Here is an 18,775-nt window from a genome sequence, read left to right as displayed (position 1 = left end):
AAATACATGAGCGGGCAAACGCCCGCTGCATGTAACGCTGTTCAGCGTTTATATTTATCTGAAATATGCGCTATTATTGCCACGCTTCATCCTTCAACACTTTGGCTTGTTCAGCCCGGCGTTTATCAATATTTTGCAGAATCTGATCCGGTGTCATGGCTCCGGCGAACATACCTGATAAGTCCTTGCCAATATCCATCCATTGTGGATCAATGTATTTTACAGCGGCCTGCATAACCGTACCTTTTTCATGATTTTTCTCATAATCAATATAGTCCTGTGTCAGCTTCGGTTCGATTTCCGGCCAGCAGATCGTCAGGTTACCTTCACCTTCATCGAACACACGTTGCAGATGATCATGCTCGGTAATCCAGCGGAAGAATTTCAGCACTTCTTCGGGATGTTTACTGTTTTTGTTACCAAACATCGCAGCCGATCCGCCCGGATTCACACCAATCGTCTGATTATCTCCCCATGGCATGACGAAGAATCCCATATTGTCTTCCATTTCCGGATACGCTTCGGACACTTCCTTTTCCGTCCCTGGAACCCGCAGCAGCATAGCCGCTTTCTCCTGACCAAACGCTTCAATGCCCGCTTCTACCGTATTGGACAAGAAGTCTTTGCCGAAATAACCGAGATCCGCAAATTCTTTCAACTGTTCAATGACCGTCTTGAGTTGCGTCATATCTGCGACTTTCATCTCATTGTTGTTTAATTTCTCGTAGGTTCCCGCTGTTGTTTGCTCATAGTTAGGCCCTGTTTCGAACAAAGGCAGAACCTGATACCACCCGCTGGCAGGTGCTTGAAAGAATGGAATAATGTCTTTATCCTTTATTTTCTGGCTGATCGCCTTGAATTCTGCATAGGATGTAGGAGGCTCTATGCCGAGCTCTTGGAAGATACGTTTGTTATAGTACACATACCAGATTTTTGTTGGCGCAAAAGAAACCCCGTACACCTTGTCAGTGTGACTGACGGTTGGCAAAATCTCTTCAGACATCCGACCTGTGAATTCCTCATTGGTCAAGTCAATGGCATTTTCCTCCGGTCTTACGTTAGCCGGCATGCTCAATGGGTCCACATCGACATTGAAAATGTCAGGTGCTTCGCCAGAGGCCAGCTTCACCTTGATCAGGTCACGCCACTGTGCGTCAGGTACGACCTGGAAGTCAATTTTGACACCCGTCTCCTGCTCATATTCCTTGGCCATCGTCTGCATGATGCCTGTACGCGGAATACCGGATTGACTTGTTCCAAACGTGAGAGTCACCTTACCCGAACCTTCCGTACTTTTACCTGAGTTGCACCCGGCAAGCAGCAGAGTGGAGAGCAGGAGCACACTTGCAAGCGAAAATAGAAATCGTTTTCTCATCATTGAACCTCCCGGAATATAAAGAAAATTGTCACTTGCCGAAACGCTTAATGTAAGCGTATTCTTATGTGGATAACTTTACTGTGAACAGCGGATGTGCTCAATAGACAAAAGCGTTCTGTTGGGTGGACATTTTCGAATGGTGTGACAGATATCATCATAGGACGAGGTGTGTGAGGATTGCGATATCGATTTGGAACGCTTCAGCAAAGTCTGTTTGCCTATTACTCTGCGGTATTTATTATCTTTTCGCTGATTGTGGCGGGGCTTCTGTATGTTTTTCTCGCAAGTGACATTCGTCAGCGAAGTGAAGAACAGCAGAGACAACTGGGGGTATCAATCGTCAGTAACCTGGATCAGGAAGTGGTGAAAATGAACAACTTTTCCATGAATATTGTGTACTCCAATCTGGTCAAAGAACACTTCAGTCACTACTTGGCACCAGCAGAAGACAGTGAGCAGACAATGACGAGTGATCCGGCATTGTATAAGGATACAACCACACTAATTGATGTCATTCTCGCGATCATCAGCAGCTCCAATACAGCCAAACAGGCCAATATCTATGATGTGAATGGCAAGATGCTGGGAGCGGGTGCATTCAACGGTCAACTGTCGGTAGACCTGACTCAGCGACCGTGGTACAAGGAAACCTGGGAGCGGAGCGGCTGGCGGGTGATTCAACTGTTAGAGGGGGGAGCTTTGCCCATGCCAACAGGTGAGGGGAAATCAGATCAATCCTACATTTCCCTTACCCGGGTGTACAAAGATGGCAACTATGTCAGCCAGGGTGTCGTTGAGATTTTGCAGGATGCCGGAACCCTGTTTCAGCATTTGAATGAATTGCAGACAAATAACGACGATCTTCGGATCTATGTAGTGGATGAACAAAATACAAGGTTGTTTCCACTTTCTTCGGCTGCCGATGCTTCTCAAGCAGGCCATTTCGATGATGTGGACTTGATTCAAAATCTTTCATTTCCGCCTGATACCATGCAGGAGATTAGCGATCCTTTGAGTCAGTCCAAACAGATGATGACGTACATGACGTCACAGGAGACGGGATGGACCGTTATTGTCATGCAGTCCAAACAGTCCCTTTTCGCGAGTCTCAACCGGATGGCTGTGATGTTTATCGGTGCGACGTTTGCTACTCTCATGCTGATTCTGGTTCTCTCGTATCTGATCTCCAAACGGGTTACTTTGCCGCTACATCGTTTGCAGCGCATTATTCAGAAAACGGGTGTGAATGATCTGGTATCGGGTCAGGATTCCGGTCAGTTGTTCAAGCTGGAGCATCCCGGTTCTATTCGGGAGATGGATGAGCTGAATGATACGTTTATCCGGTTGAATCAACAGCTTGTGCAATCGTTTCAGGACAGGCTGGCGATGAAATCTCAGGAGACAGAAGCGAGATTACTGGCGCTGCAATCCCAGATGAACCCGCATTTTCTCTATAACAACATCACAAATATTAGCATTATGGCGGAAGAAGGTATGAATGAGCAGATTGTCGCGTTCTGCGGCAATATTGCGTCTATGCTGCGTTATATTTCTACTCCGAGAAAGAATGGGGTTCCCCTGTCCCAAGAATTGGATTATTGTGAGCGATATCTGGAGTGTATGAAGATTAGGTTTGAGGATGATCTACACTACGAGTTTCATATTCCGGAAGAGATGCAGCCTATCCAGGTTCCGATGCTGATGGTACAACCACTACTCGAAAATGCCATGAAATATGGACTGGGTGATACCCCTCCATGGAAACTGAATATTACTGGAGCTATGGATGCGGTACAGGAGACTTGGATGATCCACGTAGAAGACAACGGGCCTGGCATGGAACCCGAAGCACTTGCCAAGATCATGCATTACATCGAACAGTCACAGGAGTGGGAGCGTATGCCTGATCTCGAAATTAACGGCATGGGACTCAAGAATATATGGGTCCGATTGAAATTATGGTATGGCACAGCAGCCCACATGCAGATTACGAACAAGCTTTCCGGCGGTGTCCAGATTACCATAGGTGGTTCCATTCGAAAGGAGCATGACTGAACCCATGACAATCAAATACAGAACGATTATTGTGGAAGATGAAGCCCTGATCCGCCGGAATGTCTCGCGCAAATTCAGAGAGCTGGACACCCGGTTCGAGGTGATTGGTGAAGCGCGGAACGGTCAGGAAGCGTTACAGCTCATTGAACATTCCGTACCTGATCTGGTTGTAACTGATATACAGATGCCGGTGATGAATGGATTGGAGCTCGCCAAACATCTGTATTTTGCCTATCCGCATGTGAAAATTGTGATCCTGAGTGGTTATCATGAATTCGAATATGCACGGCAGGCAATCAGTTACAAGGTGGAGGATTATCTGCTCAAACCATTATCGGAAGAACAGCTTCGTACACTGCTGGATGCGATGGAATTGAAGCTTGGGAGCGCTGTGGATTCGCTTGCGCATGTCAGTGCCGTACTGGATGAGCAGGTGAAGCCGGAGGATATCGCAGAGGCCGTTAAGTTGTATTTGAAGCAGAATTACATGCATGAGATTACACTCCAAGACATGGCGGGACAGATGCATTTTAGTGTGGACTATCTGGGAAAGTGTTTTAAGAAAGTAACGGGTGAGACTCCGCTGAAATATATGACAGGTCTGCGGATTAATGAAGCAAAACGCATGCTCGTCACGCACGAGAATATGGATATCAAGACCATTGGTGGAGCGGTAGGGTATAGTGATTCCCACTATTTCAGCCGGATCTTCAAAAACAAAACGGGCATGTACCCTAGCGAGTACCGACTGCAACTTCAGGAACGAAAAAAAGCCCTGTCCATGGATGATGAGCACCATGTTGACTTGAGCTGATTACTGGGCCAGAGCTTCTTCGGTTATTTTGCGAATATCAAACGGGGAGCGGATACCTTCTTCGATCATGTCGGGGAGAATCTGTTCCAGGAAATACTGCACACAGTGGAGGTCGATATTTTTGATTTTGACCAAGGCATAACGGTACATAACGATAAATTCTTTCTCCGTATTGCCACGTTGGAGCTCAGCAAAGGCTTCATATACCTGATCCATCTTGTCTGCGACTTCGAGAATCAGTCCTTCAACCGATTGGTCTTTGCCCTCACGTAGCTGTCTGCGGAAAATGGGCTGGAACTCTTCAGGAATATTTTCATTAATAAAATGTTCAACCATGCCTTCTTCCACCTTTTGTAGCATCGAACGTAGCTCCAGTGAATAATGTTTGACGGGTGTTTTGATATCACCGATGAAGATTTCGCCATAATCATGACTGCTCGTAATTTCGTATAACTTCTTCCAATCGATGGTGGTTCCATGTTGCTCCTCAATATCTGCGAGCGTTTTGGCGTACTGTACCACTTTCCAGGAATGAGCGGATACGCTGTGTTCTTCGAATTTGAATTTGCCAGGTGTACGAATAATACGTTCAAGATCATTCAGTGACCTGAAGTATGTGTGAATCCCCATATAAGCGTTCATCCTTTGCTGGTTGAGTATAAGTGTGAGTATCCATCGACTATACGCCAGTTATGTCAACTGTGGATTAACGCGGATAGCGACGAAGGTAAAATGAAGTTTTAATTCTCTATAGAAGGACGAGAGGATGAAAGGGAAACGTACGAGAGAGTAGCAGCTTATCGACAAACAATAAAAAGCCACGATGTGTGACTGAACGTGAGTTCGGCATCCATCGTGGCTTCAGTGTGTGTAGATGTTGTGCTCTAGGCTACATAAGTGTAGTTGAATCAAGAATTATGCTTTTTTTCGTACCGGAGAAGTATACCAGTACGCCATTCCAACAAAGAGGGCACCGCCGATAATATTACCAAGCGTTACCGGAATCATGTTATGGAACCAGCCTGCCATCGTAATTGTATCCGGGTGGTTTGGAAGCAACCAGGATAAAGACAGCAAAGTCATATTGGCAACACTGTGCTCATAACCACTTGCGATAAATGCGTACAGACACCACCAGATCAGAACAAGTTTGGCGATATCTTCTTTGGAGCGAGCTGCCATCCAGATCGCCAGACAGACGAGCCAGTTACAGAGAATGCCTCGGAAGAACAACTCAGACATGGGTGCCGCCATCTTTTTGGCAGACACAACGAATAACAGATGTTCCGGCGTAGCCGTTTTGAACAGGCCGCTACCGACTATAAGTAGACTTAATAGAATTGCGCCGAGCAGGTTACCAACAAAGACGAGCCCCCAGTTCTTCAGCGTTTCATTCACTGTGGTTCGGCCTGCCAGTGTACTCATGGTAAAGAACATATTGTTACCTGTAAACAGTTCCGATCCGGCAAAGATAACCAGCGTGAGCGCGAGTCCGAAGGACATGCCCATCAACATGGTTTGCAGTGGTGACTGTGCCGCAAGGAGCGGAGCACCAATACTGAAGATCAGAACGATGCCAAGCCCTACATAGGCACCAGCCATCAAGGCAGCAACCATATATCGTGACAGGCTTGCGTTCATTTGATCCCGTTTTTTAACCGCAGCTTCAATAATTGCCTCAACACTTGGTGTATACATCACGGTTTCCCCCAACCATTATTTTGCATCAATCTTTGAACGTTTCAATGGAGTTATATTTCAATCCAGACCTGGCCGTTCTCTACCTTAACCGGATACATCTGTACTTGACCGTTGTCCGGTGCTTGCACAAGACCGGTAGTCAGGTCAATTTTCCAATCATACAGCGGATCGTACAGATAATGCCCGGACACGATCCCTTCAGCCAGTGGCCCACCCTTAGGGTGGGGGGTGTGATTATCCGCAGCGAAGATGGTACCATCCGATGCACGAAAGACAGCAAGCTGATGGTCCTTAATCTCAACTACTCTTCCGATTCGTGGCAGGAATTCTTCAACTACTCCGGCAGGGAAGTAGGTGCCTGATTGTTTTGTCGTCATCTTAAACCACTCCTTATCTATATTTAACATTCCGGCAGTATTATCTTGCGAGCTTACTTATGGACGAGCCGATACTTCAATTCCATGGAACATTTTACTTTGGCCTTCTTCATTGCGAATCGCTTTTTGCCAAGGTTCTTCAACATGCTCAAGTGCAAATTCAATCCGCTGCATCAACGCTTTACGTTCCTCAAGGTTATCCACAACAACCGAACGAATATGCTCCAGACCCATGCGTTCCACCCACTCGGAAGTCCGTTCCAGATAGTTACCTGTCTCGCGGTAATATTGCATGATGGCTCCGCACAGTTCAATCAACTCTTCATCCGTTTTCACTTTGCACAGGGAATCAGCAAGTCTTGCTTTAATACCGCCGTTACCACCGATAAAGATCTCCCAGCCGCCGTCGTTACCTACGATACCAATATCTTTTGTACATGCCTCTGCACAGTTCCGCGGACAACCGTTGACGGCATATTTAAACTTGGCTGGCAGATCCAGACGTTCGAATTTACGTTCGATGCGAGCACCCATGGCCATGGAATCCTGTGTACCGAATCGGCAGAATTGGGAGCCGACACATGTTTTGACTGTACGCAGCGATTTGGCGTATGCATAACCTGAAGGCATATCCAGTTCTGCCCAGACTTTAGTCAGATCTTCTTTTTTGACACCAATCAAGTCGAGGCGCTGACCGCCAGTCACTTTGACTGCTTTCACATCATATTTGACCGAAACGTCAGCGATGCGTTTGAGATCTGCCGGTGTAGTTACCCCGCCATACATCCGAGGTACAACCGTATACGTTCCATCTTTTTGAATATTCGCGTTCATCCGTTCGTTAACAAAACGGGATTCTTTCTCATCTTCGTGTGTGTCTGGTGCAATCATGCCAAGGTAGTAGTTGATCGCTGGACGACATTTGGAACAACCTTCAGGTTGACTCCAACCCAGTACATTCATGACCTCTTTGGTCGTTTGTAATCCTTTTTCACGAATCTCGGCTACGATTTCATCTCGACCCATGGAAGTACATCCGCAGATGCCCTGTTTGGCTCCAGTACTGAAACTGTCTCCAAGTACATATTGCAGAATCTGTTCCACAACCGGTTTACACCCACCGCAAGAGCGTGTTGCACCGGTACAGGCTTTGATTTCATCAACAGTGGTAAGGCCCTGGTTTGTAATGACATCAACAATGGCTCCTTTGGTTACCCCGTTACATCCACAGACGATCTCGTCCTCGGGCATCGTTTCAACAGAGGTTGCTTTCTTATGACCGCCGCAGCCTGTACCCATGAGTGAACCATACAATTCCTCGGTCATTTCGGTTTGATTTTTAATCAGTTTCTGCAATTCGGCAGAATCCGTAATGTCACCGAAGAGAACAGCGCCGACCATTTTATTATCACGAAGCAGAATTTTTTTGTAGGTCCGTTTCCAGTCATCTTTGTGCGAAATGACGGTGTGCTCTGGGCTGTCGATGAATTCACCGGTTGAAAACACGTCCACACCCGAAATTTTCAATTTCGTGGATACAACTGAACCTTCATAAGGAGCGGTCTCCACACCGCAGATATGTTTCGCCAGAATCATACCTTGCTCGAACAATGGGGCAACGAGGCCGTAACATACCCCGCGGTGCTCTGTACATTCCCCAACCGAGTACACATTCTCAAGTGAAGTCTGCATATAGTCATTCACGACAATGCCCCGATTCACTTCCATACCGCTTTCACGAGCTACGACCGTATTAGGTTTAATCCCTACAGCCATGACCACAAAATCAACATTCAGAACCGTATTATCTGCAAAACGAATCCCTTCAACGCGTTCGCCGCCCAGCAGTTCGGAAGTCTGCGCACCCATCTTGAACCGGATACCCTGACGTTCCAATTCAGCTTTCAACATGGCTGAAGCTTGTGGATCAAGCTGACGCTCCATCAGATCTTCCATCAGATGCACTACGGTAACTTCCATACCAAGTTGTACCAATCCTTTGGCAGCTTCAAGGCCTAGCAGTCCGCCCCCGATAACGGCCGCTCGTTTATACTGTTTAGCAGCTTCCAGCATGACATTGCAATCGGCGATATCGCGGAAACCGACAACACCTTCTTTGTCATGTCCTGGTACAGGGAGAATGAAGGAGTTGGAGCCAGTCGCAATGATGATTTTGTCATAAGGAACGCGAGTTCCATCTTCAGTCACAACTTCGTGCGTCTCGGCATCGATTCGTGTAACCGTTGTGCCTGTGTGCAGCGTAATGCCGTAATCTTCATACCAGTGAAGGTCGTTCAGTACGATATCGTCCAGAGTTTTGCTTCCTTCCAGTACATAAGACAACATAATGCGGTTGTAGTTAGGATAGGGCTCTGTGCCAAAAACGGTAATATCAAATCGCGTAGTTAATTTTAAAATTTGCTCAACGGTACTGATTCCTGCCATACCGTTACCAATGATAATGAGGTTCTCTTTTTTTCCGTTCATGTGTGTATGCCTCCTTGAATAGACGCTGTACATTACTCAAAATTTTAGTGGTTTATATTTGAAATTATACAAGTAGTTGACGACAGTTTATGTGATTTAATTCACTAATAAAGATAAAAGAGTCATAAATATAATAATGTGAGCCCCATCACAGAAAGTTATATTTATTTTCATACAAATAAGAAATGCGAACTATTGTTCTTATTTTGTTTTCGTTGTAAAATCGAAACTGGGCCGTATTGTTCCCGATTTCTTCGAAAGGACGTTTTTGCATCATGATGGGAAGATCTCACCTTATTATCGGGACCGGCGTGTCGCTTTCTGTTCTGCAGTTGGCCGGTATGCCGGTGACTGCGCCGGCAGTTACGGTTGCTCTGATTGGTTCGTTATTGCCTGACATTGATGAGCCAAATTCGCTGCTGGTATCCAGAGCCTTGCCTAACAGTCTGATCAGGTTGTTACAGACGATTCTGTTGCCCACAGCTGTATTTGTGTACTTCTATGTTCATGCCAAACCATGGAACCTGTTGCTTGCGATCCTCATTGCGCTTGTGTCATTCCTGCCTTCGCGTTCGCTTCGCAAAGTGTTGATGTTTGCGATTGGACTTGGACTGGTTTTCTATGGTCACGCGTTCGCACCGTGGAACTTGATTGCAGGCAGTTTGTTAATGCTCTGCACCACACTGACTCATAGGGGACTGACACATACCCTGTACGGAACCGCAATATGGGCGGGCTTGTTGTACAGCACGACCCAGCAGCAGGGACCGGAGATCTGGGTAGCGGGAGGCACGGCATATGCGATGCATCTGTTGGCCGATTCACTAACCAATCGGGGTATTCGTCCGTTACCACCGCTCAAGTGGCGCATACGGGTGAATCTGATGAGTACAGGGACCAAGCGTGGGGCCGTTGTAGAGAATGTCTGCATTGTGCTTACTCTTATTTTGGCCTGGATTGCATTCTCACCGCTATTTCTATAGCCATCCAAAAACGCCAGCCCACATATTGTGGGCTGGCGTTTACAGGAATGCATTTCATAATGATTGGATCGTGGATCGTAATAACCTAGCCAATTCAGGATTGAGAAGGAGAATCAGTCAGGTCGTCAATATCGGAAGAACCAAATACAAATAAAACAACAAGAATGACAATGATCAGTAGTTCAGCGAACCCATTTCCGTCAAAGTCAGACATCACTTCAACCTCATTTCTTGGTGTTTAGGAATTGATTCTCTGTTGGAAAGCCCGTATAACGTCATTCAACGTCATATCACCACCGATCTCATCGAGGAATTGCACCAGTTTGTCTTGATTCGATGGTGTAATATTTTGTAGCGATTTATACTGCCCGACCAGTTCAACGACCAGTGTAGCTTCTCGAAACAACGTGACCGCATCCACTCTTAACTTCCCACTTACCAGTAATGCTGCAACGATAAGTTCCAGATTTCTTCCTTTAAGGTTGCCATTGAGAAGGGTGTTTGCGGCATTTGTTTTTTTGGAACCTTTATTCGATTTTCCATTCCTTCTCACTGCCATAACAGGTCCCCCGCTGTTTGGTGTTTAATTCATCTTCCGTTATTGTATCTTATGTGTAATTCCCTATAATGTTCGGCCTATTAATCTACGTGTCTAACTGATATCGTTGTGAATATAAAAAAGAGACCTCCCGATGGTTAGGAGGTCTCTTGTCAACTGTTACGCGTTATTAATTATGGTATTCATCGTTGTCCGATCCAGACCTTTGACCAGCTTCACGATCAGTTCTTTGGCTGCATCGTAGTCATCCGTATGAATGATGGAAGATGAGGTATGGATATAACGTGCGCAGATACCAACAACTATTGATGGTACACCAATGCCACTCAGGTGAACTTGACCTGCATCTGTACCCCCTGGTGAGATGAAATACTGCATTTTGATCTGATTGGATGAAGCCGTATCTTGAACATATTCAACCATTCCGCGATGGGTGAACATACCCGGGTCAAAAATACGAAGCAATGCGCCTTCTCCGATATGTCCAAATGACTGTTTGTCACCTGTCATATCATTTGCCGCGCTACAGTCAAGTGCAAAGAAGATATCAGGCTGAATCAGATTGGCCGCCGTACGTGCACCGCGAAGCCCCAGTTCTTCCTGAACCGTTGCACCAGCGTAAAGCGTGTTAGGAAGTTTTTCCTTGTGCAGCGCTTCAACCAGTTCAAGTGCAAGTCCTACGCCGTAACGATTATCCCACGCTTTGGCCATAATTTTTTTCGGGTTCGCCATAGGCGTAAATTCACAGATCGGTACGATCTGCATCCCTGGATGAATGCCCCAGGATTCTGCTTCCGCACGGTTGTCTGCTCCAATATCGAGATACATGGAATTCAGATCCACAGGTTTATTCCGCTGGGACTCGTCCAGCAAGTGTGCAGGTGTAGAACCTACAACTCCGGTAATCCGACGATCAGGTGTGATGATTTCCAATCGTTGAGACAGTACAGCCTGACTCCACCATCCACCCAGTGGACGGAACTTGATCATACCTGTTTCGGTAATGCCAGTAGTCATGAAACCTACTTCATCAAAGTGTCCGGCTACCATAACTTTAGGACCGGATTCCTCCCCGCGTAATACACCAAATAGACTCCCCAGGCGATCCTGGACGAACTCATCGGTATAAGCGGAAAGCTTATCTTTCATCCAGCCGCGAAGCTCACGTTCAAAACCGGATGCGGAAGGAAATTCCGTCAACGTACGGAACATATCCATCGTTTTTTCATTCATGTGTCAACAACTCCTCTGTTGGTATGTATTTCAGGTCACAGTAGAACGGCTACCCGCCTGTTGTCCTTTAAATGTAATTCAAAAAGTCTTTTATCTTTTTGAACATGCACTTTAATATGCTGAGGACTTGTTATTTAACCACTGGTCACATTACAGTATGAACCTTGCGCAAGTGATTGTCCATGTTTATGTCACGTATTTAAGGCATATTTTGGGCGCTTACCGTGTCCAAGTTTCATGACTCTATCCGCTGTAGTCGCAGTCCTGATGCCACTTCAATGAATATGAATATATGGAGGAGATGTCATCATTTTGTGAAGTCATATGTTCAATATTTGTTTGTCTGTCTACAGGAAGGAGCTAAATATCCAATGAAGCCTCCAGAAGAGGGCACGGAAAAAGTACTATTTATCGTTCTTTTTATCTTGCTCGTGATTGTTCTTCTTTATTTATAGACGTATCTAAAAGTCCTCAGATCCGGCGTATTCCCATCTTGCTTTCACAACATAATCTTGTTGGAAACATATGCTGTCTGTCGCCGGATACATAACCTTCCGATTATTAACAAACAATGAATATAGGATTACACACATTGGCATTCAGCCGTAGCTTTGAACCATTTTCACATAGAGGAGGTCTTGTAACTTGCCAGCTCAATCTACATCCGGAAGCGAAAAAAAATCATCGTCCCTGTCCATGGATGAAAAGGAGTACAAAAAAGTCGCAAAAAAACATGAGCCGCCTCGTCCAATCCTGAAAAATTGCCTCAAAGCATTTCTGGTTGGGGGTACCGTCTGTTTGATTGGACAGGCCATTCAAGAGGCTTTTATGGCCGGTTTCGACATGACATCGAAGGAAGCTTCCAGTCCTACGGTGGCGGTCATGATCCTCATATCGGTTATTCTAACGTGTCTCGGCGTTTACGATAAAATGGCTCAATGGGCAGGAGCGGGAACGGCTGTACCGGTTACCGGATTTGCCAATTCCATGTGTTCTGCTGCACTGGAACATCGTGCTGAAGGACTGGTGCTCGGTGTAGGGGCCAACATGTTTAAACTTGCTGGTTCCGTTATTGTGTTTGGTGTCGTGGCGGCATTTGTCGTAGGGATCGTTTATGCCTTTTTGGGATTTGGAGGTGGGCACCTGTGAAACGATTGGGTCGCCAGACATGGCAGTTTGAAAATCGTCCGCGGATCATCGGTAAATCCGCAGTTGTAGGACCAGAAGAAGGCGAGGGCCCACTGTCATCTGATTTCGATTATGTCTACGACAACCTCGAGATCGGCGAGAAAACGTGGGAAAAGGGAGAACGTAAACTGCTCGAACAGGCCTCCCAACTGGCTTTGATAAATGCAAATATCACCAAGGAAGAGCTTCAATTTTTTGTGGGTGGAGATCTGATGAACCAGATTATCAGCAGTTCCTTTTCAGCGCGAAAACTGGGTGTGCCTTACTTGGGTGTCTTTGGAGCCTGTTCTACTTCCATGGAAACGTTAGCGTTAGCGTCCATGATTGTTGACTCCGGAGCTGGCGATTATGTTCTTGCAGGAACGGTGAGCCACAACTGTACGGTGGAGAAACAATTTCGGTATCCGACGGAGTATGGCTCCCAAAAGCCGCCTTATGCGCAATATACCGTCACAGGAGCAGGGTGTGGTGTGGTCTCCCGTACGGGTGATGGTCCCGTTGTTACCAAAGCCACCATTGGACGCATTATGGATTTGGGTATCAAAGATCCCTTTAATATGGGTTCAGCCATGGCGCCAGCAGCAGCCGACACTATAATCTCTCATTTCAGGGATACGGGATTGGAACCCGGCTATTATGATCTCATTGTGACCGGGGATCTGGCTTCCGTCGGTCTGCCAATTACGAAAGAGCTTTTGCAAAAAGAAGGCATTCCTATGGAACAGACGGTTTTTAATGACTGCGGCCTGATGATCTATGATCGGGAGAAACAGCCTTATGTGGTTGCCGGGGGAAGTGGCTGCGGATGTTCTGCCACCGTCACCTATGGTCATATTTTGAACCGGATGCAGAAGGGTGATCTTAAACGGGTGCTCGTTGTTGCTACCGGGGCGCTGTTGTCTCCAATTTCGTACCAGCAGGGTGAAAGTATTCCTTGTATTGCACATGCCGTAGCCATAGAAATGGAGGGATAAAGGTAATGCAGTTCTTGTGGGCATTTATTGTTGGCGGTTTGATCTGTGTTGTCGGACAGCTTCTAATGGATGGGGTTAAACTGACGCCAGCTCATACCATGAGTACACTTGTTGTGACGGGTGCGCTTGCGGATGCATTTGGCGTGTATGACCCCTTGGTTAAATTTGCAGGTGCGGGTGCTACCATCCCCATCACAAGTTTCGGTAATTCCTTGGTGCACGGGGCATTGACGGAGCTGGAAAAAGAGGGATGGCTGGGTGTGATTACAGGGATTTTTGACCTGACTGCGGCGGGAATATCGTCAGCGATCATCTTTTCTTTTCTCGCGGCATTGGTGGTTAGACCAAAAGGCTAACATAGAATGAGAAATCTCCTTGAACATATTGCGATTCAACAGAGGCTTCGGATAACTTTTATCCGGGCCTTTTTTGTCGTATTCATGCGTGAACTGCGGTGAATCTGACGGGCTGGAAACAAATTGTGAGTTCCTTCGAGTGTACTCGTGACTCTGGATCATGTACAATAAAAGGAAATCTGTATGCTTTTTTAGGAGGTTAGACCACATGCCTGTGCGCAAAGAGTCGATCCAAATCATATCCGCAGTTCGTTCTAATCTGGAATCCTGCATTATGGGGAAATCCTTTGAAATTCAACTTTTACTTACAGCTTTGCTTGCAGGCGGGCACGTTCTGATTGAAGACGTACCGGGAACTGGCAAAACGCAGTTAATCAAGGCATTATCGAAATCCATGCGTGGTGAGTACCGGCGTATTCAATGTAATCCTGATATTTTACCTAGTGATATTACGGGCGTATCTGTGTTCCATCCGAAGGATGAGCGTTTTTATTTCCGGCCAGGTCCTGTGATGACCAACATTTTGCTAGCTGATGAGATTAACCGGGCCACAACAAAAACCCAATCGGCTCTGCTCGAAGTGATGGAGGAGCGCAGCGTAACCGTTGATGGCGATACGTATGATCTGCCACATCCATTCATGCTCTGTGCAACTCAGAATCCGATTGATTTTGAAGGTACGTATACGTTGCCGGAAGCACAACTCGACCGGTTTATGTTGAAAATAAGTCTAGGTTATCCCGATAAGGAAATTGAGAAAATCCTATTGAAACAGCATCAGCTCGGTCAGCCTGTAGATCGCCTTGAATCCGTGACTCATATGGACCAGATCTCGGCAATTCAGCAGGAGATTAAAGAGGTCTTTATCGGTGATCCGGTTATGGACTATTTGCTTGATGTTGTTCGTCAAACTCGCTCCCACCCATCTGTTTTGCTGGGTGCCAGCCCACGGGCAGCCATATCGTTCATGATGGCCGTAAAAGCCTTTGCTTTCTTGCAGGAACGTGATTATGTGCTTCCGGATGATGTGAAAACGATGGCCCCTTATGTGATCTCTCATCGTATTGTGCTTCGTCCCGAATCGAGACTGGACAGTATGAGTTCCGAGGCCGTTTTGAATGCCGTACTCCAGCAAGTACGCGTGCCCGTCTCCATGGGGCAATAGTTCATGAAGCCGCTTTTGAGAACAGTGAATAGAGGGTTACGCCACCCACGCGTATGGAGCATCGCAATGGTGTGGATGTGCTGTCTGGCTTATGTTTTGTTTCAGGGCGGGAAGACATCCCTTATGCTGCTGTCGATGGTGACCCTGCTCTGTGTGTACCTTGCCATTGCTGGATTTAGCGGGGTAAGACGTGCTCAAGGAGTTCGTAGGTTATCTTCTGGTCCAGACCACGAAGAATTGCTGCATGCGGGTGACCAGGTTCAAGTACAGCTGAGTCTGACGATTCCGGGATTCCTCCCGCTTCCCTATGTTGTTGTGCGTGAAATGCTGCATCGGCATAACGGAGAATCGTGGTCGTTCAAGGAAAGTTTGATTCCCAATATGCGAGGTAATGGCCAGCTGTCATTCCAGACACCGCCACTTGAGCGGGGAAAGTATGTCTTTTCAGAAACGGAATGTGCCAGCGAGGACATATTTGGACTGATTGAACATCGAGGAAAGTTTAAGGCCAAAGGTGAGTTTCGCGTACTGCCAAGAACGGTATTTATTCCATATTGGCAACTTTACGACCGCAAATCACGGTTATCCGGTCCTCAGACGGCGTTAACCCGCTCACGGAGAGAGACCACTCAGATCAATGGTGTACGTGACTACGTATACGGAGATCGACTTTCCCGCATTCACTGGAATGCAACGGCAAAGACAGGGAACTGGAAGTCCAAGGAGTTTGAACATGAGTCTGTGCCCAAAACCATTCTGGTTCTGGATGCGCTGGCATCAAGTTATGAACATGGGGATGCATTTGAAATTGCCGTTTCCACGGCTGCCTCTCTGCTGGAGTATGGTGTCAGGGAACGAATGGGGATGGGATTGTTGACATTGTCAGACCAGACATCCTTCATGGCCCCTAGTGAAAGTCTGATGGAACGACAGAAGATGATGCATCATCTGGTGGATATTCAATATAACGGTCAGGATACCCATCTGTTACCCGGCGTGGAAAGAATCGCACGTCAACTGCCTCAGGGAGCTTACTTTGTCGTGATTTCTCCCCAGAAGGATGAAAAAATAATGGAACTGTTGCGCTGGGCCGATACGCGGGGCATGACGCCATGTCATATTCTGATCGATACCAGTGAATCTCGCCGGAGTGCCGAGTGGAATGCCATGTTGCGTGGAAGAGGCACGAGGTCATTCACTGTTTCTCACTTGCAGGAGCTTCCAACGGTGATGGGGGGAGGTTCTGTATGAGTACAAAAGGAAATGAAAGTGTTACAGGCAAACGATCCTGGTATCATGCAGCGTCATTGCTCTGGATTTTCCTGATTGGAATGCAGTGGATTTCATTTACGCAGGAATCGTGGTACACGGAGACAACTTCTCTGGTGTTATGGACACTTGCAGCGGTCAGTGTACTGGAGGTCATTCTGCCCTTCAAAACGATCTATCGGGCGATCATCAAGGCGGTCGTTGTTGGTTACATTTTGCATAAAACGCTAATTGATTATACGGTATACATCCCTTATGGCTCTTTAACGGACCGAGCGGAGCAATTCATATTACACATGACGCCGTACATCTGGTTCTCCCTGTGTGCATGGGTGATGCTTGAAGCTGCGCTTCGACTCGTGACCACCACACGTCGCATTCTTGTTTTTTTGGGTGTTAACATCATTTCGATGGGGATTCTCGATTCTTTCACTCAGATTCCACTCTGGATTGAAATCGCGTGGGTGATGTTTGCGGGGATGGGATGGCTCGTATGTCAGCATTTCCGTAACTATCAGCTACAGTATCCACAAGGTTGGAAACGAATCATCCGGTATCCTTATAAAGTCCTGGCCAATATTGCCATTATCTTTTCTTTGATTATTGTAGCCAGCGTTAATATGCCTGAGATTCCACCCACCTTGACGGACCCATATACGGCATGGCGTAACTATACCGGAACTTCCACAAGTCAGGCTGGTAACGGAAACCTTGATATTCCCGCGGCTACCGAATCGGGATACAGCAGGGAAGACAATCAGCTTGGTGGAGGATTCAACTTCGACTATACCCCTGTCATGTCTGTCACGACCAATGAGCGTAGTTACTGGCGCGGTGAGACACGTGCAGAGTATACAGGCACAGGTTGGGATGACCGTGGACGGGGTACGACAGAGAATGTTCAAGCCGGACAGCCTCTGGAGAACCAGGAATCGGGTAATGTGAATACCAAACAAGTGACTCAGAATGTAACGATGCTGAATGATAATGTCTATCCGATTCTCTTTGGTGCTTATTCGATCTCGGAAGTGAGCTCAATTAATGGTGAGGACAGAACGGAACGGATGTTGTGGAATGCTGAACAGGCTGAACTGCATGTGGTGACAGACCGTCAGCAACCACAGTATCCCAAGACGTATACTATCGTATCGGAAGCGCCTGTGATTGTGGAAGATGAGCTTCGTACGAAGTCATTTGAAGATCTGTATAACAGTAATCCGGCAGATGATATGTACTTGCAGTTACCATCCCGTTTCCCTGACCGGGTGTCGAATCTGGCAGCCGAGATAACGGCATCTGCGAATACTCCGTATGAAAAAGTGGCATTACTGCAAAACTATTTACAAACTAATTTTGAATACACAAACAATCCGGATTTATCTCGAAAAGTAAGCAGCGACTTTGTGGAAGGTTTCCTGTTCGATATTATGGAAGGCTACTGTGACTACTTCTCCACTGCGCTGGTGATGATGGCGCGCTCGGAGGGCATTCCTGCAAGGTGGGTTAAAGGTTATGCGCCTGGACAATTGTCCCTGAATTCGGACATGCAGGCCCCACGTCAACCTGGTGCGGAGATTGAGACGACCTACACCGTTACCAATGCAGATGCACACTCCTGGGCAGAGGTTTATTTTGGTGAGTATGGCTGGATTCCTGTTGAAGCAACGCCGGGCTTTGATATGCCGCTGCTGACGGAACAGCCTGATGTACAACCTGTAGATGAGCCTGAAGAAGAGCCAGAAGAGGAGCCGGTACAAGAGGAAGAGCAGACCCCTGCACCTGAGCAGACATCGTCTGCCATCCCGACTTTTGTTATCTGGGCTGCAGGAGCCATTATTGTATTATGGGTAGCATATATGTTCTGGCGTAATCGTTTCTCTATGCGATTCTTCCTGCTTCGTTTACGGACAGGTGGACCGCTCACCCCTGAACAGAAGGTAGTGGCAGAGACCGAGCGTTGGATTCAGTATGTGAAACGCAAAGGGTTGACCCGGAGCGGAGACGAGACACTTCGGGAATCGGTAGCCCGCTGGAGCCAGGCAAAACCTGCTGCAGAAGCAACATTGTATGAGCTTCTCACGAAGTTTGAACAGACTCGTTACAGTCCGGCGTCCGTAACTGCCGACGACTGGAAGGGCGTCTATCAGACCGCCTTGAAGCTGCGGAAGGAACTGAAAGCGGAACGGGCATAGTTGTTGCCCGTCCCGTTTTTCCTTTTTTCCTATGCCATCAGGCG

At 47.0% G+C, this 18,775-nt stretch carries 16 protein-coding genes; 9 read left to right on the top strand and 7 right to left on the bottom strand.

The genetic code is table 11. The features are described from left to right. Nucleotides 1-73: 73 nt before the first annotated feature. Complete coding sequence (locus tag MKY01_RS22620; protein ID WP_339283575.1) at nt 74-1,378, bottom strand: ABC transporter substrate-binding protein; 1,305 nt, start codon at nt 1,376-1,378, stop codon at nt 74-76. Between the two features lie 177 nt (nt 1,379-1,555). On the opposite strand from MKY01_RS22620, the gene MKY01_RS22615 reads away from it, so the two are divergent. Both MKY01_RS22615 and MKY01_RS22610 read left to right on the top strand, forming a co-directional pair. After that, nucleotides 1,556-3,433, top strand: a complete 1,878-nt coding sequence (locus tag MKY01_RS22615) for a histidine kinase (protein ID WP_339283574.1) — start codon at nt 1,556-1,558, stop codon at nt 3,431-3,433. 4 nt (nt 3,434-3,437) lie between these two features. Further along, complete coding sequence (locus MKY01_RS22610; RefSeq protein WP_036668535.1) at nt 3,438-4,247, top strand: response regulator; 810 nt, start codon at nt 3,438-3,440, stop codon at nt 4,245-4,247. On the opposite strand, the gene MKY01_RS22605 is transcribed toward MKY01_RS22610, so the two are convergent. From MKY01_RS22605 to nirB, 4 genes are all read right to left on the bottom strand, one after another. Further along, nucleotides 4,248-4,877: a YfbR-like 5'-deoxynucleotidase gene (locus tag MKY01_RS22605; protein WP_074095934.1), complete on the bottom strand. Its 630-nt coding sequence runs from the start codon at nt 4,875-4,877 to the stop codon at nt 4,248-4,250. Between the two features lie 285 nt (nt 4,878-5,162). Beyond that, a complete protein-coding gene (locus MKY01_RS22600) occupies nt 5,163-5,945 on the bottom strand; it encodes a formate/nitrite transporter family protein (protein ID WP_282320674.1) in 783 nt (260 codons plus the stop codon). A 53-nt stretch (nt 5,946-5,998) separates the two neighbouring features. Further along, a complete protein-coding gene (gene nirD, locus MKY01_RS22595) occupies nt 5,999-6,325 on the bottom strand; it encodes a nitrite reductase small subunit NirD (RefSeq protein ID WP_036615174.1) in 327 nt (108 codons plus the stop codon). 57 nt (nt 6,326-6,382) lie between these two features. Next, nucleotides 6,383-8,812, bottom strand: coding sequence for a nitrite reductase large subunit NirB (gene nirB, locus MKY01_RS22590; RefSeq protein WP_339283571.1), 2,430 nt, complete (start codon nt 8,810-8,812; stop codon nt 6,383-6,385). 275 nt (nt 8,813-9,087) lie between these two features. On the opposite strand from nirB, the gene MKY01_RS22585 reads away from it, so the two are divergent. Next, nucleotides 9,088-9,795: a metal-dependent hydrolase gene (locus MKY01_RS22585; protein WP_036615169.1), complete on the top strand. Its 708-nt coding sequence runs from the start codon at nt 9,088-9,090 to the stop codon at nt 9,793-9,795. 238 nt (nt 9,796-10,033) lie between these two features. On the opposite strand, the gene MKY01_RS22580 is transcribed toward MKY01_RS22585, so the two are convergent. Then, on the bottom strand, nt 10,034-10,354 hold the full coding sequence (locus MKY01_RS22580) for a hypothetical protein (protein ID WP_036615167.1): 321 nt from the start codon (nt 10,352-10,354) through the stop codon (nt 10,034-10,036). A gap of 159 nt (nt 10,355-10,513) precedes the next feature. Continuing rightward, complete coding sequence (locus MKY01_RS22575) at nt 10,514-11,587, bottom strand: M42 family metallopeptidase (RefSeq protein ID WP_036615166.1); 1,074 nt, start codon at nt 11,585-11,587, stop codon at nt 10,514-10,516. A 696-nt stretch (nt 11,588-12,283) separates the two neighbouring features. Between MKY01_RS22575 and spoVAC the strand changes: the two genes are divergently transcribed. From spoVAC to MKY01_RS22545, 6 genes are all read left to right on the top strand, one after another. Beyond that, entirely contained in the window at nt 12,284-12,736 is a 453-nt protein-coding gene (gene spoVAC, locus MKY01_RS22570; RefSeq protein ID WP_047844446.1) for a stage V sporulation protein AC, read from the top strand. Then, complete coding sequence (gene spoVAD / locus MKY01_RS22565; RefSeq protein ID WP_253502090.1) at nt 12,733-13,749, top strand: stage V sporulation protein AD; 1,017 nt, start codon at nt 12,733-12,735, stop codon at nt 13,747-13,749. Before spoVAC ends, spoVAD begins: the two co-directional genes overlap by 4 nt. Before the next feature lie 5 nt (nt 13,750-13,754). Further along, nucleotides 13,755-14,105 (top strand): stage V sporulation protein AE, encoded by a 351-nt coding sequence (gene spoVAE / locus MKY01_RS22560; protein ID WP_047843814.1) that lies wholly within the window; start codon nt 13,755-13,757, stop codon nt 14,103-14,105. Between the two features lie 208 nt (nt 14,106-14,313). Next, nucleotides 14,314-15,270 carry a MoxR family ATPase gene (locus MKY01_RS22555; RefSeq protein WP_036615157.1) on the top strand — a complete coding sequence of 319 codons (957 nt, stop codon included), beginning with the start codon at nt 14,314-14,316 and terminating at the stop codon, nt 15,268-15,270. Nucleotides 15,271-15,336: 66 nt separating this feature from the next. Next, entirely contained in the window at nt 15,337-16,521 is a 1,185-nt protein-coding gene (locus MKY01_RS22550; protein ID WP_339287234.1) for a DUF58 domain-containing protein, read from the top strand. Then, nucleotides 16,518-18,731, top strand: coding sequence for a transglutaminase domain-containing protein (locus tag MKY01_RS22545; protein ID WP_338706618.1), 2,214 nt, complete (start codon nt 16,518-16,520; stop codon nt 18,729-18,731). Before MKY01_RS22550 ends, MKY01_RS22545 begins: the two co-directional genes overlap by 4 nt. Nucleotides 18,732-18,775: the final 44 nt, after the last annotated feature.

It is taken from the genome of Paenibacillus sp. FSL R5-0486, assembly GCF_037975155.1.
In the GTDB taxonomy this organism is placed as follows: domain Bacteria; phylum Bacillota; class Bacilli; order Paenibacillales; family Paenibacillaceae; genus Paenibacillus; species Paenibacillus amylolyticus.
The sequence above is the reverse complement of the archived record's forward strand: the minus strand, read 5'-3'. Positions and strand labels throughout refer to the sequence as shown.